We start from the raw sequence: 25,088 nt of genomic DNA, 5'->3' as shown, positions 1-25,088 counted from the left end.
TGCCGTCAAGAGCAAAAAGTGAGAGTTTATGACCAGCGACTTAAATCCCCTTTAAGGGGCTCTTCCAAGCCTCCGGTTTTACCGGAGGTGTTTGACTTCACACCCGACGACCCACAGCCCGCTTCATTGCTGGTAACCAGTACTGCTCAAATTTTCCCCATCACTGCACTAGAATGAGTCTTCTTAGATCAAAATTCACCTACGATAAGCTAGTGATCGTTTCGGCCTTACCTTTTTATCGATGGATCTGCTTCGCGCCCTCCCCATTGGACTTTACCTAGAACAACCTCGAACTTGGCTACATCAGCTTGATCCTCGGGTAAAGCTGGCCTGGTTGATGATGTTTCTGCTAACGCCGTTACTAGCAGACCTACCTTGGCGAATGGCTTTGGCTTTGGGGCTGGTCTTCCTCACTGTATCTGCCGCAATTCCCCTGCGGGTATGGCGTAAACAAATTGGTTGGCTAACCCTGTTATGCATCCTGGTGGTTGGGGTCACCGCTCTAATGCCCGATGGATTAGCGATTTCCTATCAGCCACGATTACCCACCCATGAGCTAGTGTTTGCCCAAGACGCTCTCCCGACCCAAACCTTTCAGGCTACCCCTTATCAGTACGTCCTTTTTCACTATGGTCCAGTCCGAATAACCCGCCGTTCCCTGGAGTTAGGCTTGCGATTGGGGTCTTGGTTCTTTACCCTTATTTATGGCACCGCCTTATATCTGTTAACCACTGCACCTGAAGAAATTGCGATCGCCATAGAACACTTGCTGCAACCGCTCAGACGATGGCGATTTCCCATTACTGAGATCACCCTGACCCTCACCCTATCTCTGAGGTTTATCCCCCTTGTTTTAGAGGAAATTCAAAACTTAACGCGATCCATTCGTACGCGAGCCATTAACTGGAAGAAACTAGGCATTCGGGGTGTTCCCCAGTTGTTGTTACTGCTTGCGGATCGATTAATCGAAAATTTATTTCTTAGAGCTGAACAAGTGGCGAGTGCAATGACCGTTCGAGGATTTACAAGTCCAAACAATCACCAGGTTCGATGGCATCAATTGAAAATCAGAACTGGCGATTGGTTCGCTTTAGCGCTGGTAATACTGATTTGTGGTGTCCGAATTTGGGTCGGCACCCTCCCTTAGAGGGAATTTTACAGCCATCATGGACGGTTTGGCTCCCTGGCATTGGCGATCTCAGCCGCTTTCTCATCGACGAGGCTCTGAGGTATTTGCAGCTCTTTTTGCGCATCTACCGATTGCAACCCTCTTAGAGAGTCCGCATTCCCATCCTCTGGCACGATTCTCGATCTGTGCTGGAGGCCCGCGTGAAAGCAAAGGAGATTTACGCTTGTGGACCCCCCCATTAGGAGAGATTCTGCCATTCTTGCAGCGACTCTCGGATCTGGGGATGGTTCCCAACTGTGATTCAGGCCCTGAGCAATTGCCTTTTTATGGTGGGTGGCTAGGGTGGTTAGGCTATGATTTAGCCTGGGAAATTGAGCAGTTACCCCGACTCAAACCTGACCCACTCCCCTTTCCGGTTGCCTTTTGGTACGAACCTGAGGCATTTGCCATTTTGGACCATCACCAACAAACCCTCTGGTTAGCAACGACCCACCCTCAACAGTTAGATGGATTTGAACGGCGATTGGAGACGTCGCCGCCCCAGTCAGTTCAGTCTGCTTTTGGCGTTAGTGATATTCATTTCCTGACCAGCGAAACGGAATACACAGCGATGGTGCGGCAGGCCCTAGCGCATATCCAAGCGGGAGACATTTTTCAGGCGAATCTTTCTACTCGTTTCTGTGTGAATGCTAAGGTTGACCCTTGGCACCTCTACCAGACATTGCAAAGAATTAATCCATCGCCTTTTGCTAGCTTCTGGCGTACGCCTTGGGGATCAGTCGTAAGCTGCTCCCCGGAACGGCTGGTATCACTGAATAAAATCCAAGCTGAAACTCGTCCTATCGCAGGTACGCGCGCCCGCGGAGTGACCCCAATTCAAGATGAAAATTTAGCCGCAGCCTTGGTCAACAGCACCAAAGAAATCGCCGAACATACAATGTTGGTCGATCTCGAACGGAATGATCTGGGACGAGTTTGTCAGTGGGGATCAGTAGAGGTTAACGAGTTCCTTGCCCTGGAATACTATAGCCATGTGATCCATTTAGTTAGCAATATCACTGGCACCTTAAACCCATCTTTTTCTGGCGTTGACTTAATCCGCTCCATGTTCCCCGGCGGAACCATTACGGGTTGTCCAAAAGTAAGGTGTATGGAAATAATTGAACAGTTAGAGCCCTACCGACGGAGTCTTTTTTATGGATCCTGTGGATATCTTGACCGCCGTGGTCATCTAGATCTCAACATCTTGATTCGAACCGTGTTGGTGACGTCGCCCCCTTCCAGCCCATCTGAGACCCTGAATTCTGCACCAAACTCAATAATCTGGGGGCAAGTAGGGGCTGGAATTGTTGCCGATAGCAATCCCAAATTAGAATGGCTGGAATCCTTACAAAAAGCCAAAGCTCAAATAAGGGCCATTCAAGAAATGGGGAAACAAACCCTGGGATAGGCCTGCACCCCTATTTCTTGAGAGTTCCTAAAACTGAGTTCATTCCGCTGCTGAGTGATTCATTCTAGAACCAGTTGGTATGAAGTAGTTAAGCGGCCATCCAGTACGATGAACAGCAATTTCTCTAGACCCCAATCCATTTTGCTCATTCAAACCTAAACTATATATTGCGGAGCATTCATTGCTCTGCCTCAGCTTGTGCTGACGAGAGATGTCATTTCCCTATACAAGTTGTTTTACGCTCAACCCAAGCTTGATCTCGCTGGAGCAGAACTCGATTTTCTGGCTCATCAGCGTTATGCAGATGGGGCTTCAGCCATGAGTTGTCTACTAAAGCTGAGCGGAGCGCCTGCTCAATGCCGCTCCTCCTTCCAGGCTTTTCGGTTACACTCGAATGATTACAGAAACCTACCTTAATCACCCCACCTTTGGTCTACTCTCCAGCCTTTGCATGATTGATGCTGAGAGTGCTTTGTTTACTACCCTATATGCTCAACGCTTATTTTTTGTAGTGAGTCACTCAGACCACGGCCTTGAGTTCTCTCCCATTTCTCGCCAAGAGGCAAGAGTGGTGGTTGAAAGCCGTCTTAGAACCCTACGGCGATCCGGTTCACGTCTGGATTATGACCAGCTTCAGGTTATTCACCAACAAACCTTCCAATAATGTCCTCCTTTGAAATATCCACGATTCAAGATCGGGCTAGAGTCTTATTGGCTTCCCTACCGGGTTCAGTTCGCTTAATAGCAGTATCTAAATATATGCCTTCTGAGAGGATCAGAGCGGCTTATGCTGCAGGGGTGAGGGACTTTGGTGAGAGTCGTGTGCAAGAAGCTATTCGCAAAATGACTGAGTTGGAGGATTTAACCGATATCACCTGGCATCTGATTGGTCATTTACAAAGTAATAAAGCCAAGCTGGCGGTGAGATACTTCGACTGGATCCATTCCGTAGATAGTTTGGCTTTGGCTCAACGCTTGAATCGTATTGTTGAGGTTGAGAAAACTTCGCCTCAGTTGTGTTTACAGGTCAAAGTTCGTCCTGATCCCAATAAGTTTGGTTGGTCGATCTCGGCGCTAAAAAGCGAATGGCCGCTCATTCAAGCCTGTCAGCACCTGAAGTGGCGAGGGATAATGACCATCCTTCCCCTGGGATTAACCCAGCCGGAGATTAAGGCGGCCTTTCGTCAAACCCAGTGCCTGGCCACGGAACTATCCTCCATCCCCCCGGAGGTATCCCCCCTTAAGGAGTTATCAATGGGGATGTCTAACGACTATCTTTTAGCGATTGAGTCGGGTGCAACGATGATCCGGATTGGCCGCCGTATATTTGGGGATCGCCCTGAACCTGAAGACACCTAGTCTGTCTTAACATTCTCCTGGAATCGCCATTCAGCATAATGGCTGCTCAATCGATTATTGACGACGACTCCTTGTCTTCCTAAGACTCTCAATTCTGTAAAAATCAAGAAAGTATTTACTTTGAAATCATTGAACAAAAAGCCGCTATCCTAGCTTTTGTAAAGGAAATGATTTCTTAATTTTAACTTTAGTTTCAATATCTTCTCCCCTGCTCTGAGATTAGGGCATTGATGTATAATTCAATCTAAATTTTCTAAGCTATGCAATCTGTCGCAAGCACCTAGATCTTTTTTGCAATTTGGGTGTGGAGATTAAAGCGACAGCGGTATTGACAAATCAAACAAATACAAGTTTGATGTAAGGATCTAAATTTAACTAAGATCTTTGTTCCTATAAGTTTTTATTGATGACTCAAGATTGAGCGACCGCCCGATCTTTTTTAAATCAGGTTCTTTATAACCTCAAACCTTCATAAATGGAGCCCAACTCGTGAGCAGCTTAATTGGCAGATTAAAGGATTTCGTCGGCATTCCAGACGCTGAAGATGAGTATTACGGTGATGAGTATGACGAAATCCAAAATGATGAATATTCAGATCAAATGTACTCTACTGAGTATTCTGAAGAGTCCATCGAATCGGGTGAATCATTGAATAATCAATTTGATAAAGAACAGGGGTCTCAAGTGAATTCAAATACAAGCAATGTTGTTGGTATGCCAGGTGCAGGTCGTTTCTGGGGATCTACGACTGAAGTATTGGTCATGGAGCCCCGAGCTTTCGAGGAAATGCCTCAAGTGATTCAAGCATTGCGGGAACGGAAATCCGTGGTGCTGAATTTAACGATGATGGATCCCGGCCAAGCCCAGAGGGCCGTTGATTTTGTGGCGGGCGCAACCTACACCATTGATGGTCACCAAGAGCGAGTTGGAGACAGTATCTTCCTCTTTACTCCCAACTGCGTGCAAGTCAGCACCCATGCTGGGGTCGTTCATGAAGCCCCCACCCCTCATTTTTCTCGTCCGAGCACAACCCCTTCTTGGAAAAATGAGGTGCAGGTAAATCAGGCCATCGGCCAGTAGACTTGTTGATCGGTCTGGCTTTAGGCATAGCCTGAGCGACTTCACCCCTTGTCCATTAATCGGACTACGCAGATTGGCTAGCTGCTGTTAGGCTAGGTCATTGTGGCTTAGGGAGCTGTGATGAGTCGATTTGAAGGCCAGCTTGGCATCATTGGCGGTGGTGTCATGGCTGAAGCTATTTTGTCGCGCCTGATTTCGAAAGAGGTTTGCCTACCTAGTCAAATCCTCGTGAGTGATATTTCTGCCAACCGTTTGGAACACCTTGAATCTGAATATCAGGTTCAAAGTACGAGAGACAATGTCGCGGTTGCAAGCACTTCCCGAGCGTTGCTGCTTGCCATTAAACCCCAAGTTTTTGGTCCTGTTGCGGTTCAACTGCGGTCGGTTATTCCGGCTCAATGTTTAGTTCTGTCCATCTTAGCTGGTGTCACTCTGGACTCGCTGGAGTCGGCCTTTGAGGGATGCTCGGTTCTACGAGCCATGCCCAATACGCCTGCAATTGTAGGGGCGGGCATGACTGCGATCGCAACCGGAAACCATGTGGCGGACACCCACCTTGATCTGGCATATCAGTTATTGGGAGCAGTTGGAGAGGTTGTTACCGTCCCAGAATCACTCATGGATGCCGTAACGGGATTATCTGGGTCTGGACCTGCTTTTGTGGCTTTGATTTTAGAAGCCCTTATCGATGGAGGGGTTTCTGTAGGACTGCCCCGCTCGACTGCTGCACAATTGGCGCTCCAAACCCTCCTAGGCACTGCAACATTACTACGGGACACGGGACTCCATCCTGCGCAATTGAAGGATCAAGTCACTAGTCCTGGTGGAACGACCATTGCTGGCGTTGCTGCTCTAGAGCAGGCGGGTCTTCGGTCCGCTCTTATCCAAGCTGTTCAAGCTGCGTATCATCGCTCTTTCGAATTGGGCCAGGTTGAGTGACCAATTCCAAACCTAGCCTGGCAATAATGCCGTTTGTTCTGACTCTGCCAAAAATGCCGTTAGCCAGTTTTTGATCTGGTAGGTCGCTTGGCAATCGTCTTCGTTGTAGTCCACGATGGTCTCAATAAACTCGCGGTTTCCCGTTGCTTGCCATTCACTGTACCAATAAATCGATTGCGCACCATTGGCTTCGCTGTTGCGCCATTGAAATCCGATCCAGCGGGCAATTAACTTCAGTGTATAGCTTTCAACAGGTAACACCACTGTCCGCGTGACTAATGCATGTAAATCAATAAATCGTTTAATTAAGGGTTGAACAACATCAGCCGAGGTTCCGTATAGAGCAGCCAATCGTTCAACGGTTTGGACTTCGTAAGCGCAAAAATGGTAGATCGGGGCATGGGGATAGCGTAAGACTAAATTGAGGAATTGCAGCCATGCCTGTTCCTCCTGATCGGGTTGTTCGGCCAGTAGCGCATGAAACGTCTGAGTCTGAGCCTCTCGATCCACGACTAACACGCCATGGAGATAAGCCAGATTTAAACTCGGTTCTGCTTCGATATCAAAGTACAGCTCGATGGGGGCAGGAGAAAGCTGTGGGGAAGTTGCGTTGGCGACCGTTGGCGCAAAGATGACGGGCGACTGCTGCGTAAACGCTTGCGCTTGACAAACGAGCTTGATAGTAACTTCTGCGCTCAAGCCAGTTGCCTGGGCTAAATGACTGGGATCAGCTAGAGATAAAGCTTCTACACTAGCAATATTCTGAGACTGAAGAATAGGGTAACGGCTAGGGGTCACCCCAGGCAACAGGGATAAGTGCTGATCTTGTTGCGCGATTTCATAGCAGTAGGAGAGCCATCCGCATAAATTGCATCGGTTATTGACAATAAAGACTTCAGGTTCTTGGCGCTTATCCAGGATTTCCTGAAGTTCCACCAGCAAGAGATCAAGTTTAGGTTGATTGACCGTAAGATTCACCTCGTAGGTTCCCCGTTCACGCAGATATAGAAAGGCATTCTCTGGATAACGCCCTTGAACCCTTGCGAGCAAAGAAGCATGAAAGGTGACCAAAATTTGGTATTCCAGCTTGGGGCGCTTGCTTAAACGAATATCGGTGGGAACGTAGTGCCAATCCCCTAATTCGGAATCGCCGGGGACTTTCGTTAATAGATCAGGAATACTCTGGAAATAGGCTTCGTTACGGTACTTGACCAGCAAGACGCCGCGTCTAATTTGCGGAACACCCGCTGCCATTAAAGCCAGGGTTGCCTGGGCACCTGCCTGCCAGTCATATTTTGGATACTCAGGTTCTACCCAAGTTTGATGAGCAAAAAAGCTACGTTGGTGCTCGATTCGATCTTGTCTGAGCTTGTTAAGAAAATCACTCGGGGCGTTTTTCTGACTTTTGTCCTCATAAGTGTCTAAAAACGCCTGTCGGTGACAACGCTGATAACTCAGTAATAATTGGGCGGTCAGCAGCATGCAGACACAATTATGGCTTTCCCTGAAGGAATCTTAACAAATCTAACCCCTTGACTGGAGAATTCTCTTGACTCTTATCGAGCAGCACAATAGGCTGAGAGCGATGTAATGGATGGCGATTTGGTCGTGGCTCAGGTTGTCTTTGAGGATGTCTATAAAAGTTTTCCGGCTCGTAAAGGCGATCGCACGGCCACCAAAACCCCAGTTCGGGATAAGTTGAAAGCGCTATTTAGGCGTCGGTTAAAGCCGACCTTCTTGCGAAAAATCATCTCGAAAATAGGCTTAACTCGAACGCCAGCCAATCCGACCTCCACTGACTCCGGCTTAATACCAGCAGGTCAAACCGCTACCCAGACTGCATCTGAAGGTGATACCAAAAACGATACCATTACCGTATTGCGTCGCATTAATTTCACTGTTGAAGATGGCGAATTTATGGTGCTGGTGGGGCCGTCGGGATGTGGTAAAAGCACCCTCTTACGGCTGATTGCTGGATTAGAAGAGTTAACAGGAGGTAGTATCTGGATTGGCGATCGCAAAATTAATCACCTCCCCCCTAAGGCTCGAGACATTGCCATGGTGTTTCAGAGCTATGCCCTTTACCCCCATATGAGCGTCTATAACAATTTGGCCTTTGGTCTCCGTCGATCCCAGCGGGGGCAGAAACGACGCTCCATCCCTTCGGTTCTGCGTCGAAAGTTAGAATCAGGTTTGGTCTCAGGCACACGAGTTCTCCCCAAGCCCTTTAGATACCGATCAAAGCGAGAAAAATGGATTGACCAGACCGTTCACCACGTTGCCGAAGTTTTACAAATCGAGACGTTACTCGATCGCTTGCCAAAGCAACTATCAGGGGGGCAAAAACAACGGGTTGCGTTGGGGCGCGCGATGTCCCGTGATCCCCAAGTTTTCTTAATGGATGAACCCTTGTCTAACTTGGACGCTAAGCTGCGGACGCAAACTCGGGCTCAAATCGTCAAGCTTCAGCGGCAATTAGGGACGACGACGGTTTATGTTACTCATGACCAAACGGAAGCGATGACCATGGGCGATCGCATTGCCGTGATGAATGCGGGGCAAATTCAGCAAATCGCTAGCCCTCTGGAACTGTATAACCAGCCAGCCAACCGATTTGTTGCCCAGTTTATTGGTTCACCGCCGATGAACTTTATTCCCATCCAAGTCAAAACCCCTCGCCATCTCCATCACCCCCTCTTTAGCCTTGATTTACCAGAGGTATGGGCACCGGTGCTTTCCCCCTATCAAGGTCGCGCACTTTCCTTAGGTATTCGACCTGAACATCTAGATCTGGCCTCTCAATCGCCCAACCATATCCCTGCCCAAGTGGAGCTAATTGAGGCCCTAGGACATGAGACGTATCTATCTCTCAACCTGGGCCCACCGACTGAAGAGCATGAATCGATCTCCCTCTCAGTCCGGATCAATCCCTACCAGCAAGTTGCAATCGGCGAGCGACTCTGGTTTTCCCCCCAACTCGATAAAATCCATGTGTTCGATAACCAGACGGACGCTGCCCTTCGCCCTAACACCTAGTGAAGCCGAATATTCAATCCGCCCAACCCGTAAGTTTGGAAATTCTTGGGGGACTGTGATTTGCAATACTTTTCTGAGCCTGCACCTCGACTAACTTAAGCTCAATTTGTGGATCCATTGAAAAGGCTCTTTAAGGAAAGGCCCCCCTTCTTCTGTTCACCCCTAATGCATATCCTTGCCACCAGCGTCATTGGAAGAGTCGTCATTGATACTCCCTAAGTTGGGAACAATAGTCAGTAGAAGCTTAGTCGAGGAACAAGACGTCCATGTCAATAACCATCATCCAAGCTAGAATGTGAACTCACTTAAAAGGGTAATCCTGTGTTTATCCGGTTAGCCAATCAACACCGTGAATTTGTTCGAGACTTAGTCATGAACCTCCAAGCCCTAGCCATTGTGCTAGAGCGTCGAGGATATGTGGCATCTTGCTACACCTGCGGTGGTCAAATGAACAGTGCTTCCTTCATGGTGAGTTTAGGAGAAAACCATCTCATTCGGTTTTTGGTCTCTGATTACGGCATCACCTGGACCGAAATGCGAGATGATCGTGAACTCATGAAACTGGAAGGAGCTGAGGCCATTAGCCAGTTGCAAGAATTAGCCAATTTGATTAAGTATGAACAGCCCACTCAGCGCCCATCTTCTGCGCTGGCTGAATCATAGTCTTTATATCCCAATTTGCCAAACTCATCCCCACTTGGGGCCAATATCAATCGTGATATGGCCCAAATTCGTTGATCAAATGTTACGCTGTATACCTAGTTGGCAGGGGGTAGGTTGTATCGCCATCTTGATGATTCAAGACTGGCTCAATGGCAAACTGTCATGTCCCTTTACCACCCATTGAGGTTGCACTGTAACGTATGACCACTGCGAGTTCTGGCTGGCAACACCAGTTTATTCAAACCAATAAAATTCGACTCCACTACGTCACACAAGGGGAAGGCGATTTAGTTATTCTTCTCCACGGTTTTCCCGAATTTTGGTATTCTTGGCGCTATCAACTCCCGGTTTTAGCCCGCCACTTTAAAGTTGTTGTCCCTGATTTGCGGGGCTATAACGATTCCGATAAGCCGTCCAGTGGCTACGATATCGACACCCTGAGTGAGGATATTGTCGGTTTAATTCAAAATTTGGGATACCGCTGTGCTCATATTGTTGGTCATGACACGGGCGGTATGATTGCCTGGAACTTAGCTCAAAAGTTTCCCCAATATTTACAGAATTTAGTTCTTTTGAACGCACCTCATCCCCAGCGACTATTTCGGGAGTTTTCTAGCAATCTCGATCAACTGCGTCGAAGCTGGTATTTGTTGGCCTTCCAAATACCAGGCTTACCAGAATGGCTTATTCAAACCAACCTACGCCAATTCCTCCAAGATTGGTTCCAGAAACAGGCAATCCGCAAAGCCGCCTTCTCTTCCGAAACCTTAGGGATTTACCAGGCTGCCCTGGAAAAACGGGGCGTTTTGTCTGCCGCCATTAACTACTATCGGCAGTTGCTATCTCCACAAGACTGGTTCTCCAATTCAGACCGCAAGTTATTGCCTATCCAAGTCCCGACACTAGTGCTGTGGGGGGAAGATGATACAGTCTTGAGTCCAAACTTAGCTTTAGGCTTGGATCGATTTGTGCAAGCCCCCTTTCGCTTAAAATTTGTGCCCGAATGCGGCCATTGGATTCAGCAGGAAGTTCCTAAAATTGTCAACCGAGAACTGTTGGACTTTTTGCGGCAAAGTAAGCCTGCCTTTAGCTAGCCTTCATTCCTTTTAAGGCATTGACGATCACCTCACCCGGCACTTGGTCTGTAATTTTGACCTCACCCAGTTGAGTGGGTAAGATAAACCGAACTTTGCCATCTTTAACTTTTTTATCGGTGAGTAGCACATCTGCTACGGCATCAATGGCAAAATCGGCAGGTAGCGCTGTGGGTAACCCAGTTTTCTGAATCAGTTGATGCTGACGCTGCGCGTCTTCAGCCGACCACCACTTGAGCTGAACCGCGATATCTGCAGCGGCAACCATGCCCAGAGCAACGGCTTCACCATGGTTGAATCGACGGTATCCCGTCAAGCTTTCAATCGCGTGACCAATTGTATGACCATAGTTGAGGATGGCCCGTAGACCCGCTTCTTTTTCGTCCTGGGTGACGACATCTGCTTTGGCTTGAGCGGAGCGGGTGAGAATTTCAGTCAGAATTTGCGAAGGCAGGTAGCGGTATTGATCGGTGCGATCGCACCCTTCTAACTGCTCAAACAACTCCAAATCCCAAATCACGCCATACTTGATTACCTCGGCCATCCCCGCTCTAAATTCTCGTCTGGCTAGGGTCTTAAGGGTATCCGGATCGATCAGAACGAACCGGGGCTGATAAAATGCACCGATCAGGTTCTTGCCCTGTGGGTGATTTACACCCGTTTTGCCGCCGATGGAGGCATCTACCATGGCTAATAGACTGGTGGGGACTTGGACAAAATGGATGCCCCGTAACCAGGTTGCTGCTGCGAACCCCGTCATATCACCAATCACACCCCCCCCAAGGGCTACAAGGGTAGACGATCGCTCTAGCTTGAAGTTGAGGGCATAATCATAAATCTTTTGAATCGAGCGGGGGGTTTTGTAGCGTTCGCCTGCAGGCAACAAAAAATGCTCGACTTGGAATCCTGCCTTGGCTAAAGAATCTTGGACAATCTCCCCGTAGTGTTTCCAAATTTGGGGATTGGAAACGATGAGAACTTTTTGTCCCAGTCTGGCTGACTGTAGGGATCGATCTTGGAGCCAGGGACCGAGCTGGGTGAGGCCACCGGATGCGATCGCAATCTGATACGTCTGTTGCGGGAGCGGGACGGGAATAAAGGTTTGCTGCATGCTAACTCTGGAGCTTCCTTGCCAGTGTGCCTTACCAAAACCCCTTCTGTCACTAAAGATTTTGGCAAAGTGAGTTGTGCCTGCATCCCACAATTGCTTTCGGGATGGTCCATCCATGGGGCTGGTAAGTATGAGATGGTTGAGAAGATACCTATCGATTAAATACTTGTCAGAGAGTTAGGGTACCTTAACCAAGGGGAAGCCCTTTACTAGTCCCACTTCTTCTATTGCACTCAACGTCTGAACGGTTTTGTTAAACCTTATTCGCCAAAAACTGATACTCCGGTGTTTACGGCTTTACTCTGGCTCCAGAGAGAGAAACTCCTCGTTTCGGCGGAGGCTGGTGGGTGTAGTTTGTACTATCAGTCTGGCTGCATTGCTTTTTACCCTGGGTGGGTCCCATACTTTAGCTCAAAATTCATCAGACCTGAATGAATTACAAGAGCGGCGGATACAAGTTGAGGAACAGCGATCCAAGGTTAGAAAGCAACGACAGCAGGTCGAGAATCTAGAAGGCGCCGCTAAAAAACGTTTAGGAGGACTAGAGCGAAATATTCAGTTTACGGAAGGTCAAATTAAGGAAAACGAGACCAAGCTCAAGCAGGCTAACGAAAAATTGCAGAAAATAGAAGCAGATTTGACCGTTGCTGAAGCCACCTACAAAGAGAAACAGACAAACACCATTGCTCGTCTGCGGGTTCTGCAGCAACAGCGAGCATCCAGTACTTGGATCGCTTTGTTGCAGAGTGAATCGATCGAAGAATTGTTAGAGCGGCGATATCAACTGCAACTCGTCTACAAATCCGATCGCAAGTCGTTACTCGCGCTCAAAACTGAAAAAGAGAAAATTAATGACAAGAAGCTGCTGGCAGAAATTCAGAAAAACCAAATTGCTCTGTTATCGGAACAGCTCCTCTATCAGCAGGCCAACTTTAAGGCACAAGCCTCAGTGCAGTCTCAACTGGTGACACGGCTATCGACGGATCGCCTCGCCTTAGAAGCAGCCGAACGACAACTCTCCCAAGATGTCAACAATATTTCTCAAGTGATTGCCCAACGATTGGCCGAACAACAAGTTGCCTTCCGCTCTGGCACTCCCGGATTTCAACGTATTTTTGGCACCGGCCAAATGGTCAAACCTGTCGTTGGCCCCATTACCAGCAATTTTGGTTATCGCTCTCATCCCATTTTTGGCACGGGACGATTCCATGCCGGGACTGACTTTGGAGCCCCAACGGGTGCGCCCATTTTTGCGGCGGATAGCGGCACTGTGATTGTGGCTGAATGGTACGGCGGCTATGGGAATACCGTCATTATCGACCACGGCAATGGATTAACCACCCTCTACGGTCACTGTAGTGAACTCTACGTCACCGTAGGTCAAGGCGTCCAGCGGGGCCAAACGATTGCGGCGGTGGGTTCAACGGGCCTATCTACTGGTCCTCACCTCCATTTTGAAGTCCGCCAACAGGGAGAACCGGTTGAGCCATTAGCCTATTTGTAGATACTATTCCGTCGAATTTAACCGCCGTTGCCATTCAGCCTCAATGGCATCTCGCTCATAGTCCTGCTCTAGTAAATCTCTCTCAGTTGTGTAGACCAAATTCTCTGACGAGACCACTGACTGGGCTGCAAAGGTCTGGGCATAGTTGATTTTTTGTTGCAGCGCTGGGTCCGGTCGGGACAGGGCGGTTGCCCAGGCTTGGCGTTGCTGATTCCGCGCATTGATTTTGCTATTGCGACCTTGAATCCAAAAGTAGCGAATCAGGGGAATGCCCAGAAAACCGATGCCATAGGCGACTAGGATGCCAAAAATCGAATAGACAAACCCCACTAAGCCACCGAGTTGAACGGCAACCGTGCCATCTCGCAACAGAGACCACAGCACTGCCGCTCCGACTAAATTTAAGCCACCGAGGCCAATCGCTAGCAGGATTTGTCCTGACCCAGCTTGGCTAAATTTCCAAGGATCTTCTTGGAGGCAGGTGGAGCTAGACTGTTGCTGACGGGCCTTCGCTGTGGTTTGCAGGGTCGGAAAATGATAAATAATTTTGCCTTGGGGGCTAACTTCCGGGCGACCATCGAAATGAGTCAGCACCGGAATCACATAGTCTTCGCCTTCTAGTTGGCTTTCCGATACTTCAAGATAGGGGGTAAGCTGTTCTCCCGTGACGGCACCTCCATTTTTGCGAATGACGGTGCCAATTTTCTGCCAGCGGCGATCCTCTAAGTTGGCATTGGGATTGCCATCCCCAAACAGAAACGAAAAGATGGCTTCTAAGAAATTCATCTGATCGGGGTCGCGATGTTGTCTGCGAACCTGCTGTCGGTGGTATCGGGGGTTGGGGTTAAAAAACCAGAACAAATCGGGCGTAATCCAGAACCGGGGAATAACACTACCGGAACGACGATTACTGGAGCGATTGTCTTGGCTGCTCATGGCGATCAGGATAATTGCGATCGCAACAAAGATCAGCACAATCGACACCATCAGAAAAATCCCGAAGGAGATCCGAATCAGATAAAAAATAGCGGGCCAAATCTTGGCCCACAGGGCCTGAAGTCGCAGCCGCCAATATTTATTCCGCAGAACGGAACGAAAGTTTTTAGGAAACAGATAGGCAATCTCTCCAGTTTCGGAGACTTGGAGATTGCCAGACACTTCAGAAGCCAGGGCCAGCAGCCCTCGCTCCGATTGATTAATATCTAGACCCGCCTGGGTAGCAACGTCTCCAACGGTCACTCTGTAGTTGAGTTGCTCAACGGCGGTCATTATTTTGGAATTTAGGGGCATGACCTACCTCAGATAATGGCTGCCAACCGATGCAGCATAAAGGGTTTTCTTCTCGACACCCTACTTCCAGTATAGGAAACCCGTCCTGGTCAAAGGGTACGGTTTAAGGTACGGCTTCCCTGTATCGCAGTAGACAGCTACACCAGACTTATTGATAATAGTCTTGAACTTTAACCCCAGATCGAACAGACCTGCCTTGTGTGTGCTCTCCCCCGAACCACGGCCCATGTCCGCATTACTCACCAATCCTGGCAACAAGGACAGATTGAGGGCGAAGTTGCTGCCAATGAGTATATCTGGCAGTTTCAATGGTGTTTTCGAGAAGGTGAATTAAAGGTTTCACCTTCCCTAGGACGGGCTTTAATTAAGGAACCTTTGGGGCGCTTCCTTGAACAGCAAGATTATCGATTAGAGCCGGGGGGGGACTATTCCTTTACGCTGCGCTGCAAAATTTAAGGTCATCTCTTCTCTTGTGATGTTCATGTAATTTGCCCGACTCAGGTGTCGTTAGGACATCAATGCCTCTCTGCCGTAAACCACGGATTACCGCTTTTGCGACATGCTCATCCGTGTAGTAACGGATTTTACTCACTACGGAGGTTGCTGAGTTTCTTCGCTAGGACTGAGGGTGTGCGCTGATGGAAAGATGCAATAAATAGGTTACTTTTTTCAATGCTTTGATCTATCTCCTCACGATGATCAAAGTAGTAAGCCAATGCCGCATAAACTTCTGCTGATTTCAATTTGAAATCAGCACAAATCTGATCCGCACTTTTACCCAAATGCTCATGCCAGATAGCGATGTTTTGAACAGTGATTCGATGCCCAGCAATATGGGGTTTGCCTCCAACGACCCCTGGCTTGATAGCAATATGACGATCAAGGATCTTTGCAACCATAAATACAAGCAGCGATAGCAGTAGAGTGGACCTACACTATAACATCCAACAATATTGGCTTTTATGCTTTGGATTCATAAAAGACCTTTCCAATGCATCGAGGAAAGTCCTTTCGGTAGCAGGGTATCTAAACTAAATTGCGATCTGTCAAAATCTCATATCCAGTTTTAGTCACTAGAATCGTATGCTCAAACTGGGCTGACAGCGCATTATCAACCGTAACCGCCGTCCAGCGATCGCGAAGAATCTTGGTCACCTTGGACCCCGCATTCAGAATCGGCTCAATCGCCAACGTCATCCCAGAGCGAAGTTTGACATTGCGCATCTGGCGAGTGCGGTAGTTAAACACCGAAGGCTCTTCGTGGAGATTGCGACCCACGCCATGGCCTGTAAAGTCTTCCACCACGACAAAACCATTTCCTTCCACATGGTCTTGAATCGCCCCAGCAATATCCATTAGGTAATTGCCTTCTTTCACCTGCTCAATCCCTTTGAACAGAGCCTCTTCCGCCACGCGGATTAACTTAGCCGCATCATCCGTCACTTCTTCAACCGCGATGGTAATGCAAGAATCACCGTGGAAGCCTTCAAAATACGCACCCGTATCAACCTTGAGGACATCGCCTGATTGAATTACTTTCTTTGGATTGGGAATCCCATGCACCACCTCGTGGTTAATGCTGGCGCAAATGGACGCCGGAAAACCGTGATATCCCTTAAAACTGGGGGTGGCTCCCATCTCCCGAATTCGCTTTTCAGCATGGGCATCCAAATCGGCAGTCGTCATGCCCGGTTCAACTAGTTCTGAAATTTCTTTCAGAACCGTGGCGACAATGCGGGACGCCTGTCGCATGATTTCAATCTCACGCTTGGACTTGATTTCAATCCCTCGACCTCGTTGCTTCTGTACAGAGGGCTGGGCAGGCTGAGCCAGTAGGTTAGAAAGAATGTTCATGCGTTTTTGAAGACAGGTTTGCTGGGGATGTAGACCAATCGACTGAACAATGCAGCGATCCGCCGCACAGATTGATTACCCTAACCATAAGGATAACGCCAAATTCTCCTTCATAGGCGGATCGGCCTGGGTGGAATGGGGAATTACCATACTGACCTACGTCTAATCCCTTTGTTGAGAATTGTGGTTCGTCTCCCAGAGAAAACTGAATTTCAAGTTCTTAAGCCCCACAACCAATACGCTGAAGCAGTTCTAACTGCTGGTGGGCTGGTACTAAGGTATGAGCTGCTAGGAATCCACTTGCCGCGACCGCAGGCATACCAATGCCCGGAAAAGTGGAATCGCCACAACAAAGTAGACCCGGAATTTTCGTTTTGGGGCCAGGGAAAAGCCCAGTACCTGCTCGAATCCCCGGTCCATAGGTCCCCCGATGGCGACGTAGAAATCGCTCATGGGTTAAGGGTGTACCTACCAGCGACACCTCACAGCGTGCGCGAATATCGGGAATAATCCGCTCCAGGGCCTGCCACATCACTTCTGATCTCTGCTGCTTAAGCTGAGCATAGTCAGAACTTTTACGATCCAACCCCTGCCAGAGGTCATAGGGTTCATTGCCGGGGGTGTAAACATGAATCACCTGCTTATTCTCAGGGGCCAGCGAGGGATCTAGCAGGGATGGAATAGACACCAAAACTACATTCTGGGGGGCAATCACCCTTTGTTGCCAATCATTGACCACAATGTAGTGACAGGCTAAATCTGTGGGGAGGTTCTGTCCGTCAATTCCCAAGTGCAAATGCATAAAGCTAGGGCAGTCCGGCAAGGTTTGTTTTTGCCGATAACGGCTATGGGAAGCGGGCAATAAAGCAGCCGTATCCCAGAAAGAGGCATTTGAAATCACGGCCTGTCGGCATCGCAATTCCTCCCCTGTCCGTAACCGCACCCCGACCGCTCTGTTGTTCTCAATTAGGATCTCTTCGACATGGGCACTAAATCGAATCTGGCCGTCCTGTTTTGTCAAACCTCGGAGCAGTGCCTCTGCGATCGCACCACTGCCACCGATGGGATAATCCAACACCACATCCGGGCGATACCATTCCCCAAACATAAAGGCCATTTCTGCCGCAATAATCCCGTCCGCTGGTAACCCCGCTAATAAGAAACACATCAAATCCAGCCAGTTGAGCAGAAATTCATCCGTGACCTGTCCCTGAATCACCTGGTTAAACGGGCCGGTTAGTTGGGCTAATCGCGGAAATTGCTTCAGGAGTTTGGGGATAAACCGACCGACGGTTTGCAATACACCTAAGTCAAATCGAACTGCAGCAGCAGGAAGTGCGATCGCAGCGCCTTTTAGCGGCTCCATTCGCTGCTGCAAGGTCCGCCATTCAGCCACTGCTGATTCTCCTCGCAATTCTTGCACAACTTCACAAAACTGATCGGCCCCAACTGAGGTAAAGAAATTCCCCTCCGGTAAACAGCATCCCCAAGTATCGTAGGTCGCCCATTCCAAATCTTCACCAATGGCGTCCAATACTTGGCGTAAAGGGTTAGCAGATGGACTATAAGATAATCCCGAAAACAGAGAAGGCCCCGAGTCAAAGGTATAGCCCTGGCGTTGGAATCCATGGGCGGCCCCACCCGGCAAAGTATGGCTCTCACACACCAAAACCTTGAGGCCATACTGGGCTAGCAGCGCCCCACAGCTCAACCCTCCAATGCCACTGCCGATGATGATTACATCTAAATTGTCGTCTTTCACCATCCTTGATTACCCCATACCTCGGTTATTAATGGTAAATTCGCCAAGGATATTAAAACAATGCGATTTCTCTTCTCCTCTAAACGGCTATGACCCTACTGCAAGCAATTATTTTGGGGATTGTGCAAGGACTCACAGAGTTTCTGCCCGTCTCCAGCTCTGGGCATTTAGTGCTCGCCAGCTATTACTTAGGTTGGTGGGAAAAGCTACCCCTCTATGTAGATATTGCTACCAATACAGGCACCTTTTTAGCCGTTTTAGTTGCCCTCCGTAAAGATGTCTGGCAAGCCCTATCGGGTTTTTTTGCGGGCCTCACTTCGTCTACGGCTCGCCAGCAAGAAGGATGGCGAATGGCGTTACTGGTGGTTTTAGGCTCCATCCCCACAGCCATGATTGGGTTGGGCTTAAAACCCATTTTTGAGGAACTCAATCAGCCTCTCTATGTGTCCTTTGCCTTGATCGTGACTGGGCTGGTGTTGTGGTTCACCCCCAAGTCCGGCCTTAAGCGCAATGCAAAAGCACTCAGCTGGCTAGATGCCACCATTGGCGGCATTGCCCAAGGATGTGCTGTTATTCCAGGTATTTCGCGGTCTGGCAGCACCATTTCCACCATGCTCTGGCGCGGTGCGACCTCCGACTTAGCCCCCCGATTTTCTTTTCTCATGTATTTAGTGGTGTCCTTTGGTGTAGCCATTTTGGGCATTGATGAAGTGCGAGAAGAAGGACTACAACTCGCTCCTCTCTTAGGTATGATTATTGCCTCTTTTGTTACGGGTTACATCGCGTTGCTTTGGCTGTTTTCCGTCTTAAAAAAGGGACAGTTCAAATGGTTTGCTCCCTACCTCTGGGGCGTTGCGGCGATCACACTGGTTAAAGTGGCCATAGGCTAACCTCAGCCCACCTCTAAAAATGATCGCTCAGCCACGGTTGAGGACCACTAAAGAGCGTGGTTGCTAAAGCCAGAACCTCCCTCGAACCATCGACAGCCCCCAGCAGCTTTAACTCCTGGGCCGTCAACAGACTGGAATAGAGCGGTGCAAGACCACGAATATTCATTTTCAAGTCGCCCTGTCCCCCGGTTCTCACCTGCCCCTGTCCTTGCGACACTTGCAATACAAACTGGCCGGAGTTGGCAGGCATGAGCGGATCGTCTACCTGTAAATGCAGCTCCGCTTCCAGGGCAGGTGGGTAACCCCGCAGGGTTAACGCCCTAGGTAAATCGACAATCCGCATCAACCAGCGTTCTGTTTTCTTCACCTGATAGGTCTGTTCCGCCAGCAAGAGTTGTAAGGGATCGACGGGGGCCCCATACCACTGAATATCCTTGGCCAAAGATCGATGATCAGCAAAGAAGGTCCATAGTCGTTGTCCTGCGGCGGGAGTAAGCCACACCCAGTCGTAAATATTGATGTTGTAACACCCTGAATCCACCTGATGGGCAAAGATCACGTATCCCTCTGGATGGGCCTGTTCCCCAATTAGGTAAGTATAGATAGGGGTATCATCCTCTAGCATCTGTTCCCAAATGGCCGGGTGGCGATCCAGGTTGCCATTGGTTTGTTGGGCCCGCTGCTCATACAACTCAGTCAGGACCACTAAATCACTGGGGTCCATCGCTGTGACTGGTAAACTCCGATCTCTAAGCATCAAGGACTGGGTGGGCAGCTGATAAAGGCAGTAAGTGCCCGCTTGTTCAAACCCCACGCTTCGGTAGAGCTGTGAGGTGGATGCATATAGCGTCGCTAACGGAACGCCCTGCTGATGTAAGGTTTTCACGGTTTCAGCCATCAGGGACCGGGCGACCCCTGCCCCTCGATATTCTGGGGCGATGCCTACGCCTGCAATGCCATGCATGGGAATGCGCTGCCCTCCAAACCACTGACCCATGGGATAAATCCCTAAGCCTCCCAAGACGGTATCGCCGTGGCAAATGACTCTTAAATTATCTTGTCCCATCTGCCGAGCAAAGGTTTGCCAATGCTCGGCAGACACATTAAAACATTGGGTTAACACTTGGCCCAACGCCTGAACTTGTCGGGAGGTAGTGGGGATACCAACCTCGTAGTGCCGATGGGAAATCTGGGACATTCTCAAGCACCTCTTCTAGAATTGCCCCTGCTCAGTCTCCATAAGAGACCTCTCAAATCGTTGTCGGTCAACAGATAGGCAAAAACCTTCAGCCCCCAGATGACATCCAGGGATATGTTGGTATACTAGATGAGCTTTTGTGCATTAGTCACCCTGACTGGTGTCAAAGCGCTTCCCAGTCTGCGGATGTGGTGGAATTGGTAGACACGCACGCTTGAGGGGCGTGTGGCTTACGCCTTGCGAGTTCGATTCTCGCCATCCGCATAGCTATTCCTTCTAAATCAGGCACTGAACTACGGTTCGCTTACTTCTGCTTGAGGGGCAAACAGAACATTGTCGGCATGGCTTTGGGGGAAGAAGTTTATGCCAATTGCGGATGCTGCTAAATAAGCGGTACTCAGTACCACAACGGACAACAAGCTTCCTGCCAATCCCATGGATACATACCGACGCAGGCCTGTATCGTGAGCCTCTAGTTGGGCAATCCTCATTCGTTTATGGGTTCTCCGATCTTTACCCAATAACACGACAAAATAATATTTACGTCCCAGCAAAGAAAAGGACTTACGGACATCAACTTTTCTACTAGGGGGTGAAGAATGGTTTAAAGCCGTCATCAGGGCCTGACGCTGCTTGGCATCGAAAGATTCAGCCACCTCCTGAGGGAGCTTGTTGAGGAACCGGGTGAGGGTTTCTTCTTCCTTGTTGCTATGAGCCTGAGTCATCAGGATTTTCTCCCAAACTTCACTAGCACAATAGCGTGGTTACTCTCACTAAAACAGCGTGATTTTACTTAATTTGGAGCGGGTCGATAGGCCTCAAACACTCATGTCTAGCATGCGCTGAATGGGATGGAGAGCCGCTTGGCGGATATCTTCGGGCATGGTGATTTCCGGTTTGCGATCGCGCATCGATACATACAGCTTTTCCAACGTGTTCAACCGCATGTAGGGGCACTCATTACAGGCGCAGTTCCCCGTAGGCGGCGCTGGAATAAATTGTTTGCCAGGGGCCTGCTTCTCCATCTGATGCAAAATACCCGATTCCGTCGCCACAATAAAGGTGTCTAGAGGACTGGTCTGCGTATATTTCAGGAGGGCCGTTGTCGAGCCGATAAAGCTGGCATGTCTCAAAATGGTGGCTTCACATTCGGGGTGAGCAATTACCTCAGCCTGAGGGTGCTTGACTTTAAGGTCAATTAACCGCCGCTCGGAAAAGGTTTCATGAACAATACAGCTCCCTTGCCAAAGCACCAAGTCTCGTCCCGTTTCTGCCATCACATAGCGACCCAAGTTTTGGTCAGGGGCAAAAATGATCGGCTGATCGGCGGGAATTTGATTGACGATATGAACGGCGTTAGAGCTGGTGCAAATGATGTCGCTCATCGCCTTAATCTCAGCCGTGCAGTTGATGTAGGAAATCACCAAGTGATCAGGATGGGCTGCCTTAAAGGCTGCAAATTGGTCGGGTGGACAACTGTCAGCCAGTGAACACCCAGCCTCTAGGTCCGGTAGCAACACTAATTTGTCTGGGTTCAGAATCTTAGCCGTCTCTGCCATAAAATGAACGCCAGCGAAAACAATGACCTCAGCATTGGTTTCAGCCGCTTGGCGCGAGAGTCCCAAAGAGTCTCCTAAGTAATCAGCAACATCTTGGATCTCGGGCTCTTGATAGTAGTGGGCCAAGACAATGGCATTCAGATCTTTCTTCAGATCATTAATCGCTCCCACTAAATCATGGGGCGTTGATAAAACATCATTTGGGCGAAGGGCAGTTGTGAACACAGGTCAGCGTCTATTTTCTTGACGAAGGTTAATGGTAGGTAATTAGGATTATAGTTGAATTTACCAAAAATGCCTAACCCAACCCTTCGGCCCCTCTCTGCGAGGGATCCCTCGCAGAGCTGAGAAGTCTGTCGTCTCCCGGTAAATGACTCCGAAGATAAAGTGACATTCTAGAAAGACTAAGAACGATGAAGCAAAATATTCAAATATTAAATTAAGGTAAGGCTTATCCCTGGCAAGGGTTAAGGAAATTGGATCAGTGTTAGCCTATGTGCAGACAAATGATTGCACAATTAAATATTTCTGATATCGAGGCATCAGCTTTTACCAACGTTTGGTTTGGTCTCGTTTATTCTTCCACCTGGAAATTCTTACATTTAGTCACTTAGTTCTACTAAGGTGTGGTTTGAGGAAGATAAAGCTGATAGGGGGGAGAGAAGCTTATTGCTTCAATGTTAGTTATTGGCGTTTAGTAGCTGAATTTTCTCACTAGTTCGCTATAAAAAGGCCAGCGCTTATCTCTCATGCATTATCTCAGATAGGTGATGTCCAGTACCTTCTTTGGGGACTGGGTCAGATGTGTGTTGACTTGAGCACGATTCCATTTGAGCTGTTTCAGCATCAAGACTTGAACCATGGACAATATCATTCCTCTATTTGGTACTTCACAGCCGGAGATTAAGGTTGTGAAGCCCAGTTCCTTTGAAGAAGCCCAACAAGCAGTCGATCACCTTAAAACTGGTTGTCTGGTGATGTGTAATGTTTCTGAACTGCCCTTTAAGCTAGCTCAGCGCATTATCGATTTTTTATCCGGTAGCATCGATATTCTCTCTGGAGATGTCGTGAAAGTGGGTAGTGGCATTTTTCTCTACAGCTTGACGGAAATTGAAGTAGCAGGCTTCCAAGAACAACGATCTGCCTGAATTCTTCACCCTCTGACTATCCAAACTTACGGCAATTTGTGCTGCAGAACCACAAACGATAGGGGTCGTTGACTACTAGATTGAGCTTCCCTAGCCTAAGGGGGCGTAATTCTAGTCTAAGCTAAGCATAGGTCATTGCGGCCTGCCCCATACTGCAGACAACATCCCCATGATTGCCACAGATACTCAACGCAATTGGCAACCCATCATCCGACAAATGCAAACCGTTGTCGGCCAAGACGGGGTAATGATAACCCCAGAAGAGCTATCTGTTTACGAGTGCGATGGCTTGGCGAGTTATCGACAAAGACCTAGCCTGGTTGTTTTGCCACAAACAACGGAAGAGGTGGCGGCAGTAGTGGAGATTTGCGATCGCAACCAAGTCCCCTTTGTAGCCAGAGGCTCTGGAACGGGTCTGTCTGGCGGGGCAATGCCAACGGAAGGTTGCGTTTTAATTGTCACCTCCCGCATGAATAAAATTCTCGAAATTGATATTGAGAATCAATGTGTGGTGGTCCAACCGGGAGTGATTAATGCTTGGGTGACCCAGGCAGTCGCTCCAGATGGCTTCTACTATGCCCCTGATCCATCTAGTCAGATTATTTGCTCCATCGGTGGCAATATTGCTGAAAACTCCGGCGGCGTTCACTGTCTGAAATATGGGGTGACCACCAACCATGTCTTGGGGATGAAAATGGTCCTCACCAATGGTGATGTGGTTGATTTAGGCGGCAAGGTTGCTGATATGCCTGGCTATGACCTGACTGGGGTGTTTGTAGGGTCGGAAGGAACGCTAGGTATCGCCACAGAAATCACCCTCAGAATTCTCCGTAGTGCTGATGCCATTGCAGTACTACTCGCTGACTTCACCACCATCGATGCCGCCGGAAAAACTGTTGCCGACATTATCGGAGCAGGAATTATCCCCGCTGGCATGGAAATTATGGATAATTTCAGCATCAATGCGGTGGAAGACGTAGTTGCTAGCAATTGCTATCCCCGTGATGCAGGTTCTATCCTGCTGATTGAGCTGGATGGTCTACAAGTGGAAGTCAATGCCAGCAGTGAACGGGTTAAAGACATTTGCCGCCAAAACGGCGCTCGAAATATCACCGTCGCCACCGAACTAGAAGAACGACTTAAACTTTGGCAGGGTCGAAAAGCGGCTTTTGCGGCTGCGGGAAAGCTCAGTCCCAACTATTTCGTTCAAGATGGGGTCATTCCCAGAACAGAACTGGCTTATGTCTTAGGCGAAATTAATGCTCTTAGTGAAAAGTTTGGCTACCGGATTGCCAATGTTTTCCATGCTGGGGATGGCAATTTACATCCGCTGATTCTCTACGATGAGTCTGTTCCCGGTTCATTAGAAAAGGTGGAAGAGCTGGGAGGCGAAATTCTAAAGCTCTGTGTGCGCGTCGGGGGCAGTATCTCTGGTGAACATGGCATTGGGGCGGATAAGCGCTGCTATATGCCAGAGATGTTTTCGGAAGCTGACTTGGAGACGATGCAGTGGGTGCGTCATGTGTTTAACCCTAAGGAGTTAGCCAATCCTGGCAAGGTTTTCCCCACTCCTCGCACTTGTGGGGAAGGGGCGCATACGCATTTGCCTGTGGAAATTGATGGGGCAACACTGTTTTGAGGCTGTAGGTATCTCATAATTAAAAGCATGGTCCCTAGACAGCCTGCAACAATGGTGCGATCAGGCTCTTTTTTTTAGATTATTGATTGTCCTCAGGAGTTTCCAGGTAAAATCTGGCCCAGAGACTTCTATCAGGTAGTCTTTCCCAACTACTACCATCAGGGAAGATAGTTCGATTTAAAATAGCCTGCTCCAAATATATGACGTCAAGTTTGTAAGCACCAGTCATATCGACTTTTGCTAAATTAGCTCCGTCAAAACTCACTTCAAATAAATTGGCTTCATATAATGGACCCTAAAATTCGGACAGGTATCTAAGCTCTGAATCCTTCAAAAAATGATAGGAGTGATTCATGAGTAAGAAACGAAAACAATACAGTCCA

23 protein-coding genes, 1 tRNA gene and 1 pseudogene are annotated in these 25,088 nt (G+C 48.8%); 15 read left to right on the top strand and 10 right to left on the bottom strand.

The window, feature by feature from the left end; all coding sequences use genetic code 11:
* The first annotated feature begins 241 nt into the window (after positions 1 to 241).
* The 6 genes from Q0991_RS18940 to proC all read left to right on the top strand — a co-directional run bounded on the left by Q0991_RS18940 (position 242) and on the right by proC (position 5,957).
* Complete coding sequence (locus Q0991_RS18940) at positions 242 to 1,147, top strand: CbiQ family ECF transporter T component (protein WP_299491382.1); 906 nt, start codon at positions 242 to 244, stop codon at positions 1,145 to 1,147.
* A 19-nt stretch (positions 1,148 to 1,166) separates the two neighbouring features.
* On the top strand, positions 1,167 to 2,579 hold the full coding sequence (locus tag Q0991_RS18935) for an anthranilate synthase component I (protein WP_299491387.1): 1,413 nt from the start codon (positions 1,167 to 1,169) through the stop codon (positions 2,577 to 2,579).
* 394 nt (positions 2,580 to 2,973) lie between these two features.
* A complete protein-coding gene (gene pipX / locus Q0991_RS18930; RefSeq protein ID WP_299491380.1) occupies positions 2,974 to 3,243 on the top strand; it encodes a transcriptional coactivator PipX in 270 nt (89 codons plus the stop codon).
* Positions 3,243 to 3,938, top strand: coding sequence for a YggS family pyridoxal phosphate-dependent enzyme (locus tag Q0991_RS18925; RefSeq protein WP_299491378.1), 696 nt, complete (start codon positions 3,243 to 3,245; stop codon positions 3,936 to 3,938). Before pipX ends, Q0991_RS18925 begins: the two co-directional genes overlap by 1 nt.
* 489 nt (positions 3,939 to 4,427) lie before the next feature.
* Positions 4,428 to 5,018: a cell division protein SepF gene (locus tag Q0991_RS18920; RefSeq protein WP_299491375.1), complete on the top strand. Its 591-nt coding sequence runs from the start codon at positions 4,428 to 4,430 to the stop codon at positions 5,016 to 5,018.
* Positions 5,019 to 5,138: 120 nt separating this feature from the next.
* A complete protein-coding gene (gene proC, locus Q0991_RS18915; protein ID WP_299491373.1) occupies positions 5,139 to 5,957 on the top strand; it encodes a pyrroline-5-carboxylate reductase in 819 nt (272 codons plus the stop codon).
* A 12-nt stretch (positions 5,958 to 5,969) separates the two neighbouring features.
* Here proC and Q0991_RS18910 read toward each other — a convergent pair whose 3' ends face one another.
* Positions 5,970 to 7,439: a TM0106 family RecB-like putative nuclease gene (locus tag Q0991_RS18910; RefSeq protein ID WP_299491370.1), complete on the bottom strand. Its 1,470-nt coding sequence runs from the start codon at positions 7,437 to 7,439 to the stop codon at positions 5,970 to 5,972.
* A 108-nt stretch (positions 7,440 to 7,547) separates the two neighbouring features.
* On the opposite strand from Q0991_RS18910, the gene Q0991_RS18905 reads away from it, so the two are divergent.
* From Q0991_RS18905 to Q0991_RS18895, 3 genes are all read left to right on the top strand, one after another.
* Positions 7,548 to 8,993 (top strand): ATP-binding cassette domain-containing protein, encoded by a 1,446-nt coding sequence (locus Q0991_RS18905; RefSeq protein WP_299491368.1) that lies wholly within the window; start codon positions 7,548 to 7,550, stop codon positions 8,991 to 8,993.
* Positions 8,994 to 9,314: 321 nt separating this feature from the next.
* On the top strand, positions 9,315 to 9,656 hold the full coding sequence (locus Q0991_RS18900) for a DUF1815 family protein (RefSeq protein WP_299491365.1): 342 nt from the start codon (positions 9,315 to 9,317) through the stop codon (positions 9,654 to 9,656).
* Positions 9,657 to 9,856: 200 nt separating this feature from the next.
* Positions 9,857 to 10,750, top strand: coding sequence for an alpha/beta hydrolase (locus tag Q0991_RS18895; RefSeq protein WP_299491363.1), 894 nt, complete (start codon positions 9,857 to 9,859; stop codon positions 10,748 to 10,750).
* Here Q0991_RS18895 and aroB read toward each other — a convergent pair.
* Complete coding sequence (gene aroB / locus Q0991_RS18890) at positions 10,743 to 11,861, bottom strand: 3-dehydroquinate synthase (RefSeq protein WP_299491361.1); 1,119 nt, start codon at positions 11,859 to 11,861, stop codon at positions 10,743 to 10,745. The genes Q0991_RS18895 and aroB overlap by 8 nt on opposite strands.
* Positions 11,862 to 12,204: 343 nt before the next feature.
* Here aroB and Q0991_RS18885 point away from each other — a divergent pair, with 343 nt between their 5' ends.
* Positions 12,205 to 13,365 carry a peptidoglycan DD-metalloendopeptidase family protein gene (locus tag Q0991_RS18885; RefSeq protein ID WP_299491359.1) on the top strand — a complete coding sequence of 387 codons (1,161 nt, stop codon included), beginning with the start codon at positions 12,205 to 12,207 and terminating at the stop codon, positions 13,363 to 13,365.
* Positions 13,366 to 13,368: 3 nt separating this feature from the next.
* Here the strand turns inward: Q0991_RS18885 and Q0991_RS18880 are convergent, their stop codons facing one another.
* Entirely contained in the window at positions 13,369 to 14,655 is a 1,287-nt protein-coding gene (locus tag Q0991_RS18880; protein ID WP_299491357.1) for a hypothetical protein, read from the bottom strand.
* 198 nt (positions 14,656 to 14,853) lie between these two features.
* On the opposite strand from Q0991_RS18880, the gene Q0991_RS18875 reads away from it, so the two are divergent.
* Positions 14,854 to 15,111: a DUF3146 family protein gene (locus tag Q0991_RS18875; RefSeq protein WP_299491354.1), complete on the top strand. Its 258-nt coding sequence runs from the start codon at positions 14,854 to 14,856 to the stop codon at positions 15,109 to 15,111.
* Between the two features lie 128 nt (positions 15,112 to 15,239).
* Here the strand turns inward: Q0991_RS18875 and Q0991_RS18870 are convergent, their stop codons facing one another.
* The 3 genes from Q0991_RS18870 to Q0991_RS18860 form a co-directional block, all read right to left on the bottom strand.
* On the bottom strand, positions 15,240 to 15,554 hold the full coding sequence (locus Q0991_RS18870; protein WP_299491352.1) for a DUF433 domain-containing protein: 315 nt from the start codon (positions 15,552 to 15,554) through the stop codon (positions 15,240 to 15,242).
* Positions 15,555 to 15,681: 127 nt separating this feature from the next.
* Positions 15,682 to 16,509 (bottom strand): type I methionyl aminopeptidase, encoded by an 828-nt coding sequence (map, locus tag Q0991_RS18865; RefSeq protein ID WP_299491350.1) that lies wholly within the window; start codon positions 16,507 to 16,509, stop codon positions 15,682 to 15,684.
* A gap of 220 nt (positions 16,510 to 16,729) precedes the next feature.
* Entirely contained in the window at positions 16,730 to 18,274 is a 1,545-nt protein-coding gene (locus Q0991_RS18860) for an NAD(P)/FAD-dependent oxidoreductase (RefSeq protein ID WP_299491346.1), read from the bottom strand.
* A gap of 86 nt (positions 18,275 to 18,360) precedes the next feature.
* Here Q0991_RS18860 and Q0991_RS18855 point away from each other — a divergent pair, with 86 nt between their 5' ends.
* The gene (locus Q0991_RS18855; RefSeq protein WP_299491344.1) at positions 18,361 to 19,161 is read left to right on the top strand and encodes an undecaprenyl-diphosphate phosphatase; all 801 of its coding nucleotides are present in this window, start codon (positions 18,361 to 18,363) and stop codon (positions 19,159 to 19,161) included.
* Between the two features lie 13 nt (positions 19,162 to 19,174).
* Here the strand turns inward: Q0991_RS18855 and Q0991_RS18850 are convergent, their stop codons facing one another.
* Positions 19,175 to 20,359, bottom strand: a complete 1,185-nt coding sequence (locus tag Q0991_RS18850) for a GNAT family N-acetyltransferase (protein WP_299491342.1) — start codon at positions 20,357 to 20,359, stop codon at positions 19,175 to 19,177.
* 182 nt (positions 20,360 to 20,541) lie between these two features.
* On the opposite strand from Q0991_RS18850, the gene Q0991_RS18845 reads away from it, so the two are divergent.
* Positions 20,542 to 20,623: transfer RNA gene (locus Q0991_RS18845), tRNA-Leu, on the top strand.
* Positions 20,624 to 20,652: 29 nt separating this feature from the next.
* Here Q0991_RS18845 and Q0991_RS18840 read toward each other — a convergent pair.
* Together Q0991_RS18840 and nadA are read right to left on the bottom strand one after the other, a co-directional pair.
* A complete protein-coding gene (locus tag Q0991_RS18840) occupies positions 20,653 to 21,084 on the bottom strand; it encodes a hypothetical protein (protein ID WP_299491340.1) in 432 nt (143 codons plus the stop codon).
* Between the two features lie 93 nt (positions 21,085 to 21,177).
* Complete coding sequence (gene nadA, locus Q0991_RS18835; protein ID WP_299491384.1) at positions 21,178 to 22,089, bottom strand: quinolinate synthase NadA; 912 nt, start codon at positions 22,087 to 22,089, stop codon at positions 21,178 to 21,180.
* A 689-nt stretch (positions 22,090 to 22,778) separates the two neighbouring features.
* On the opposite strand from nadA, the gene Q0991_RS18830 reads away from it, so the two are divergent.
* A complete protein-coding gene (locus Q0991_RS18830) occupies positions 22,779 to 23,066 on the top strand; it encodes a cell division protein SepF (protein ID WP_299491338.1) in 288 nt (95 codons plus the stop codon).
* Between the two features lie 169 nt (positions 23,067 to 23,235).
* Positions 23,236 to 24,705: a glycolate oxidase subunit GlcD gene (gene glcD, locus Q0991_RS18825; protein ID WP_299491336.1), complete on the top strand. Its 1,470-nt coding sequence runs from the start codon at positions 23,236 to 23,238 to the stop codon at positions 24,703 to 24,705.
* Positions 24,706 to 24,784: 79 nt separating this feature from the next.
* Here glcD and Q0991_RS25260 read toward each other — a convergent pair.
* Positions 24,785 to 24,985: pseudogene (locus Q0991_RS25260) on the bottom strand (pentapeptide repeat-containing protein); the annotation flags it as partial.
* Between the last annotated feature and the right edge of the window lie 103 nt (positions 24,986 to 25,088).

It is taken from the genome of Acaryochloris sp. IP29b_bin.137 (assembly GCF_028285745.1).
GTDB lineage: Bacteria > Cyanobacteriota > Cyanobacteriia > Thermosynechococcales > Thermosynechococcaceae > Acaryochloris.
This window is presented reverse-complemented; position numbering and strand designations above follow the sequence as displayed.

What these genes read in the sequence shown, in the direction of transcription:
- Q0991_RS18925 (WP_299491378.1), top strand. Translation starts at nt 3,243, where the DNA reads ATGTCCTCCTTTGAAATATCCACGATTCAAGATCGGGCTAGAGTCTTA.
- pipX (WP_299491380.1), top strand. Translation starts at nt 2,974, where the DNA reads ATGATTACAGAAACCTACCTTAATCACCCCACCTTTGGTCTACTCTCC.
- Q0991_RS18855 (WP_299491344.1), top strand. Translation starts at nt 18,361, where the DNA reads ATGACCCTACTGCAAGCAATTATTTTGGGGATTGTGCAAGGACTCACA.
- Q0991_RS18905 (WP_299491368.1), top strand. Translation starts at nt 7,548, where the DNA reads ATGGATGGCGATTTGGTCGTGGCTCAGGTTGTCTTTGAGGATGTCTAT.
- Q0991_RS18910 (WP_299491370.1), bottom strand. Translation starts at nt 7,439, where the DNA reads ATGCTGCTGACCGCCCAATTATTACTGAGTTATCAGCGTTGTCACCGA.
- Q0991_RS18850 (WP_299491342.1), bottom strand. Translation starts at nt 20,359, where the DNA reads ATGTCCCAGATTTCCCATCGGCACTACGAGGTTGGTATCCCCACTACC.
- map (WP_299491350.1), bottom strand. Translation starts at nt 16,509, where the DNA reads ATGAACATTCTTTCTAACCTACTGGCTCAGCCTGCCCAGCCCTCTGTA.
- Q0991_RS18895 (WP_299491363.1), top strand. Translation starts at nt 9,857, where the DNA reads ATGACCACTGCGAGTTCTGGCTGGCAACACCAGTTTATTCAAACCAAT.
- glcD (WP_299491336.1), top strand. Translation starts at nt 23,236, where the DNA reads ATGATTGCCACAGATACTCAACGCAATTGGCAACCCATCATCCGACAA.
- Q0991_RS18870 (WP_299491352.1), bottom strand. Translation starts at nt 15,554, where the DNA reads ATGGTTGCAAAGATCCTTGATCGTCATATTGCTATCAAGCCAGGGGTC.
- proC (WP_299491373.1), top strand. Translation starts at nt 5,139, where the DNA reads ATGAGTCGATTTGAAGGCCAGCTTGGCATCATTGGCGGTGGTGTCATG.
- Q0991_RS18940 (WP_299491382.1), top strand. Translation starts at nt 242, where the DNA reads ATGGATCTGCTTCGCGCCCTCCCCATTGGACTTTACCTAGAACAACCT.
- Q0991_RS18935 (WP_299491387.1), top strand. Translation starts at nt 1,167, where the DNA reads ATGGACGGTTTGGCTCCCTGGCATTGGCGATCTCAGCCGCTTTCTCAT.
- Q0991_RS18830 (WP_299491338.1), top strand. Translation starts at nt 22,779, where the DNA reads ATGGACAATATCATTCCTCTATTTGGTACTTCACAGCCGGAGATTAAG.
- Q0991_RS18840 (WP_299491340.1), bottom strand. Translation starts at nt 21,084, where the DNA reads ATGACTCAGGCTCATAGCAACAAGGAAGAAGAAACCCTCACCCGGTTC.
- Q0991_RS18860 (WP_299491346.1), bottom strand. Translation starts at nt 18,274, where the DNA reads ATGGTGAAAGACGACAATTTAGATGTAATCATCATCGGCAGTGGCATT.
- aroB (WP_299491361.1), bottom strand. Translation starts at nt 11,861, where the DNA reads ATGCAGCAAACCTTTATTCCCGTCCCGCTCCCGCAACAGACGTATCAG.
- Q0991_RS18880 (WP_299491357.1), bottom strand. Translation starts at nt 14,655, where the DNA reads ATGCCCCTAAATTCCAAAATAATGACCGCCGTTGAGCAACTCAACTAC.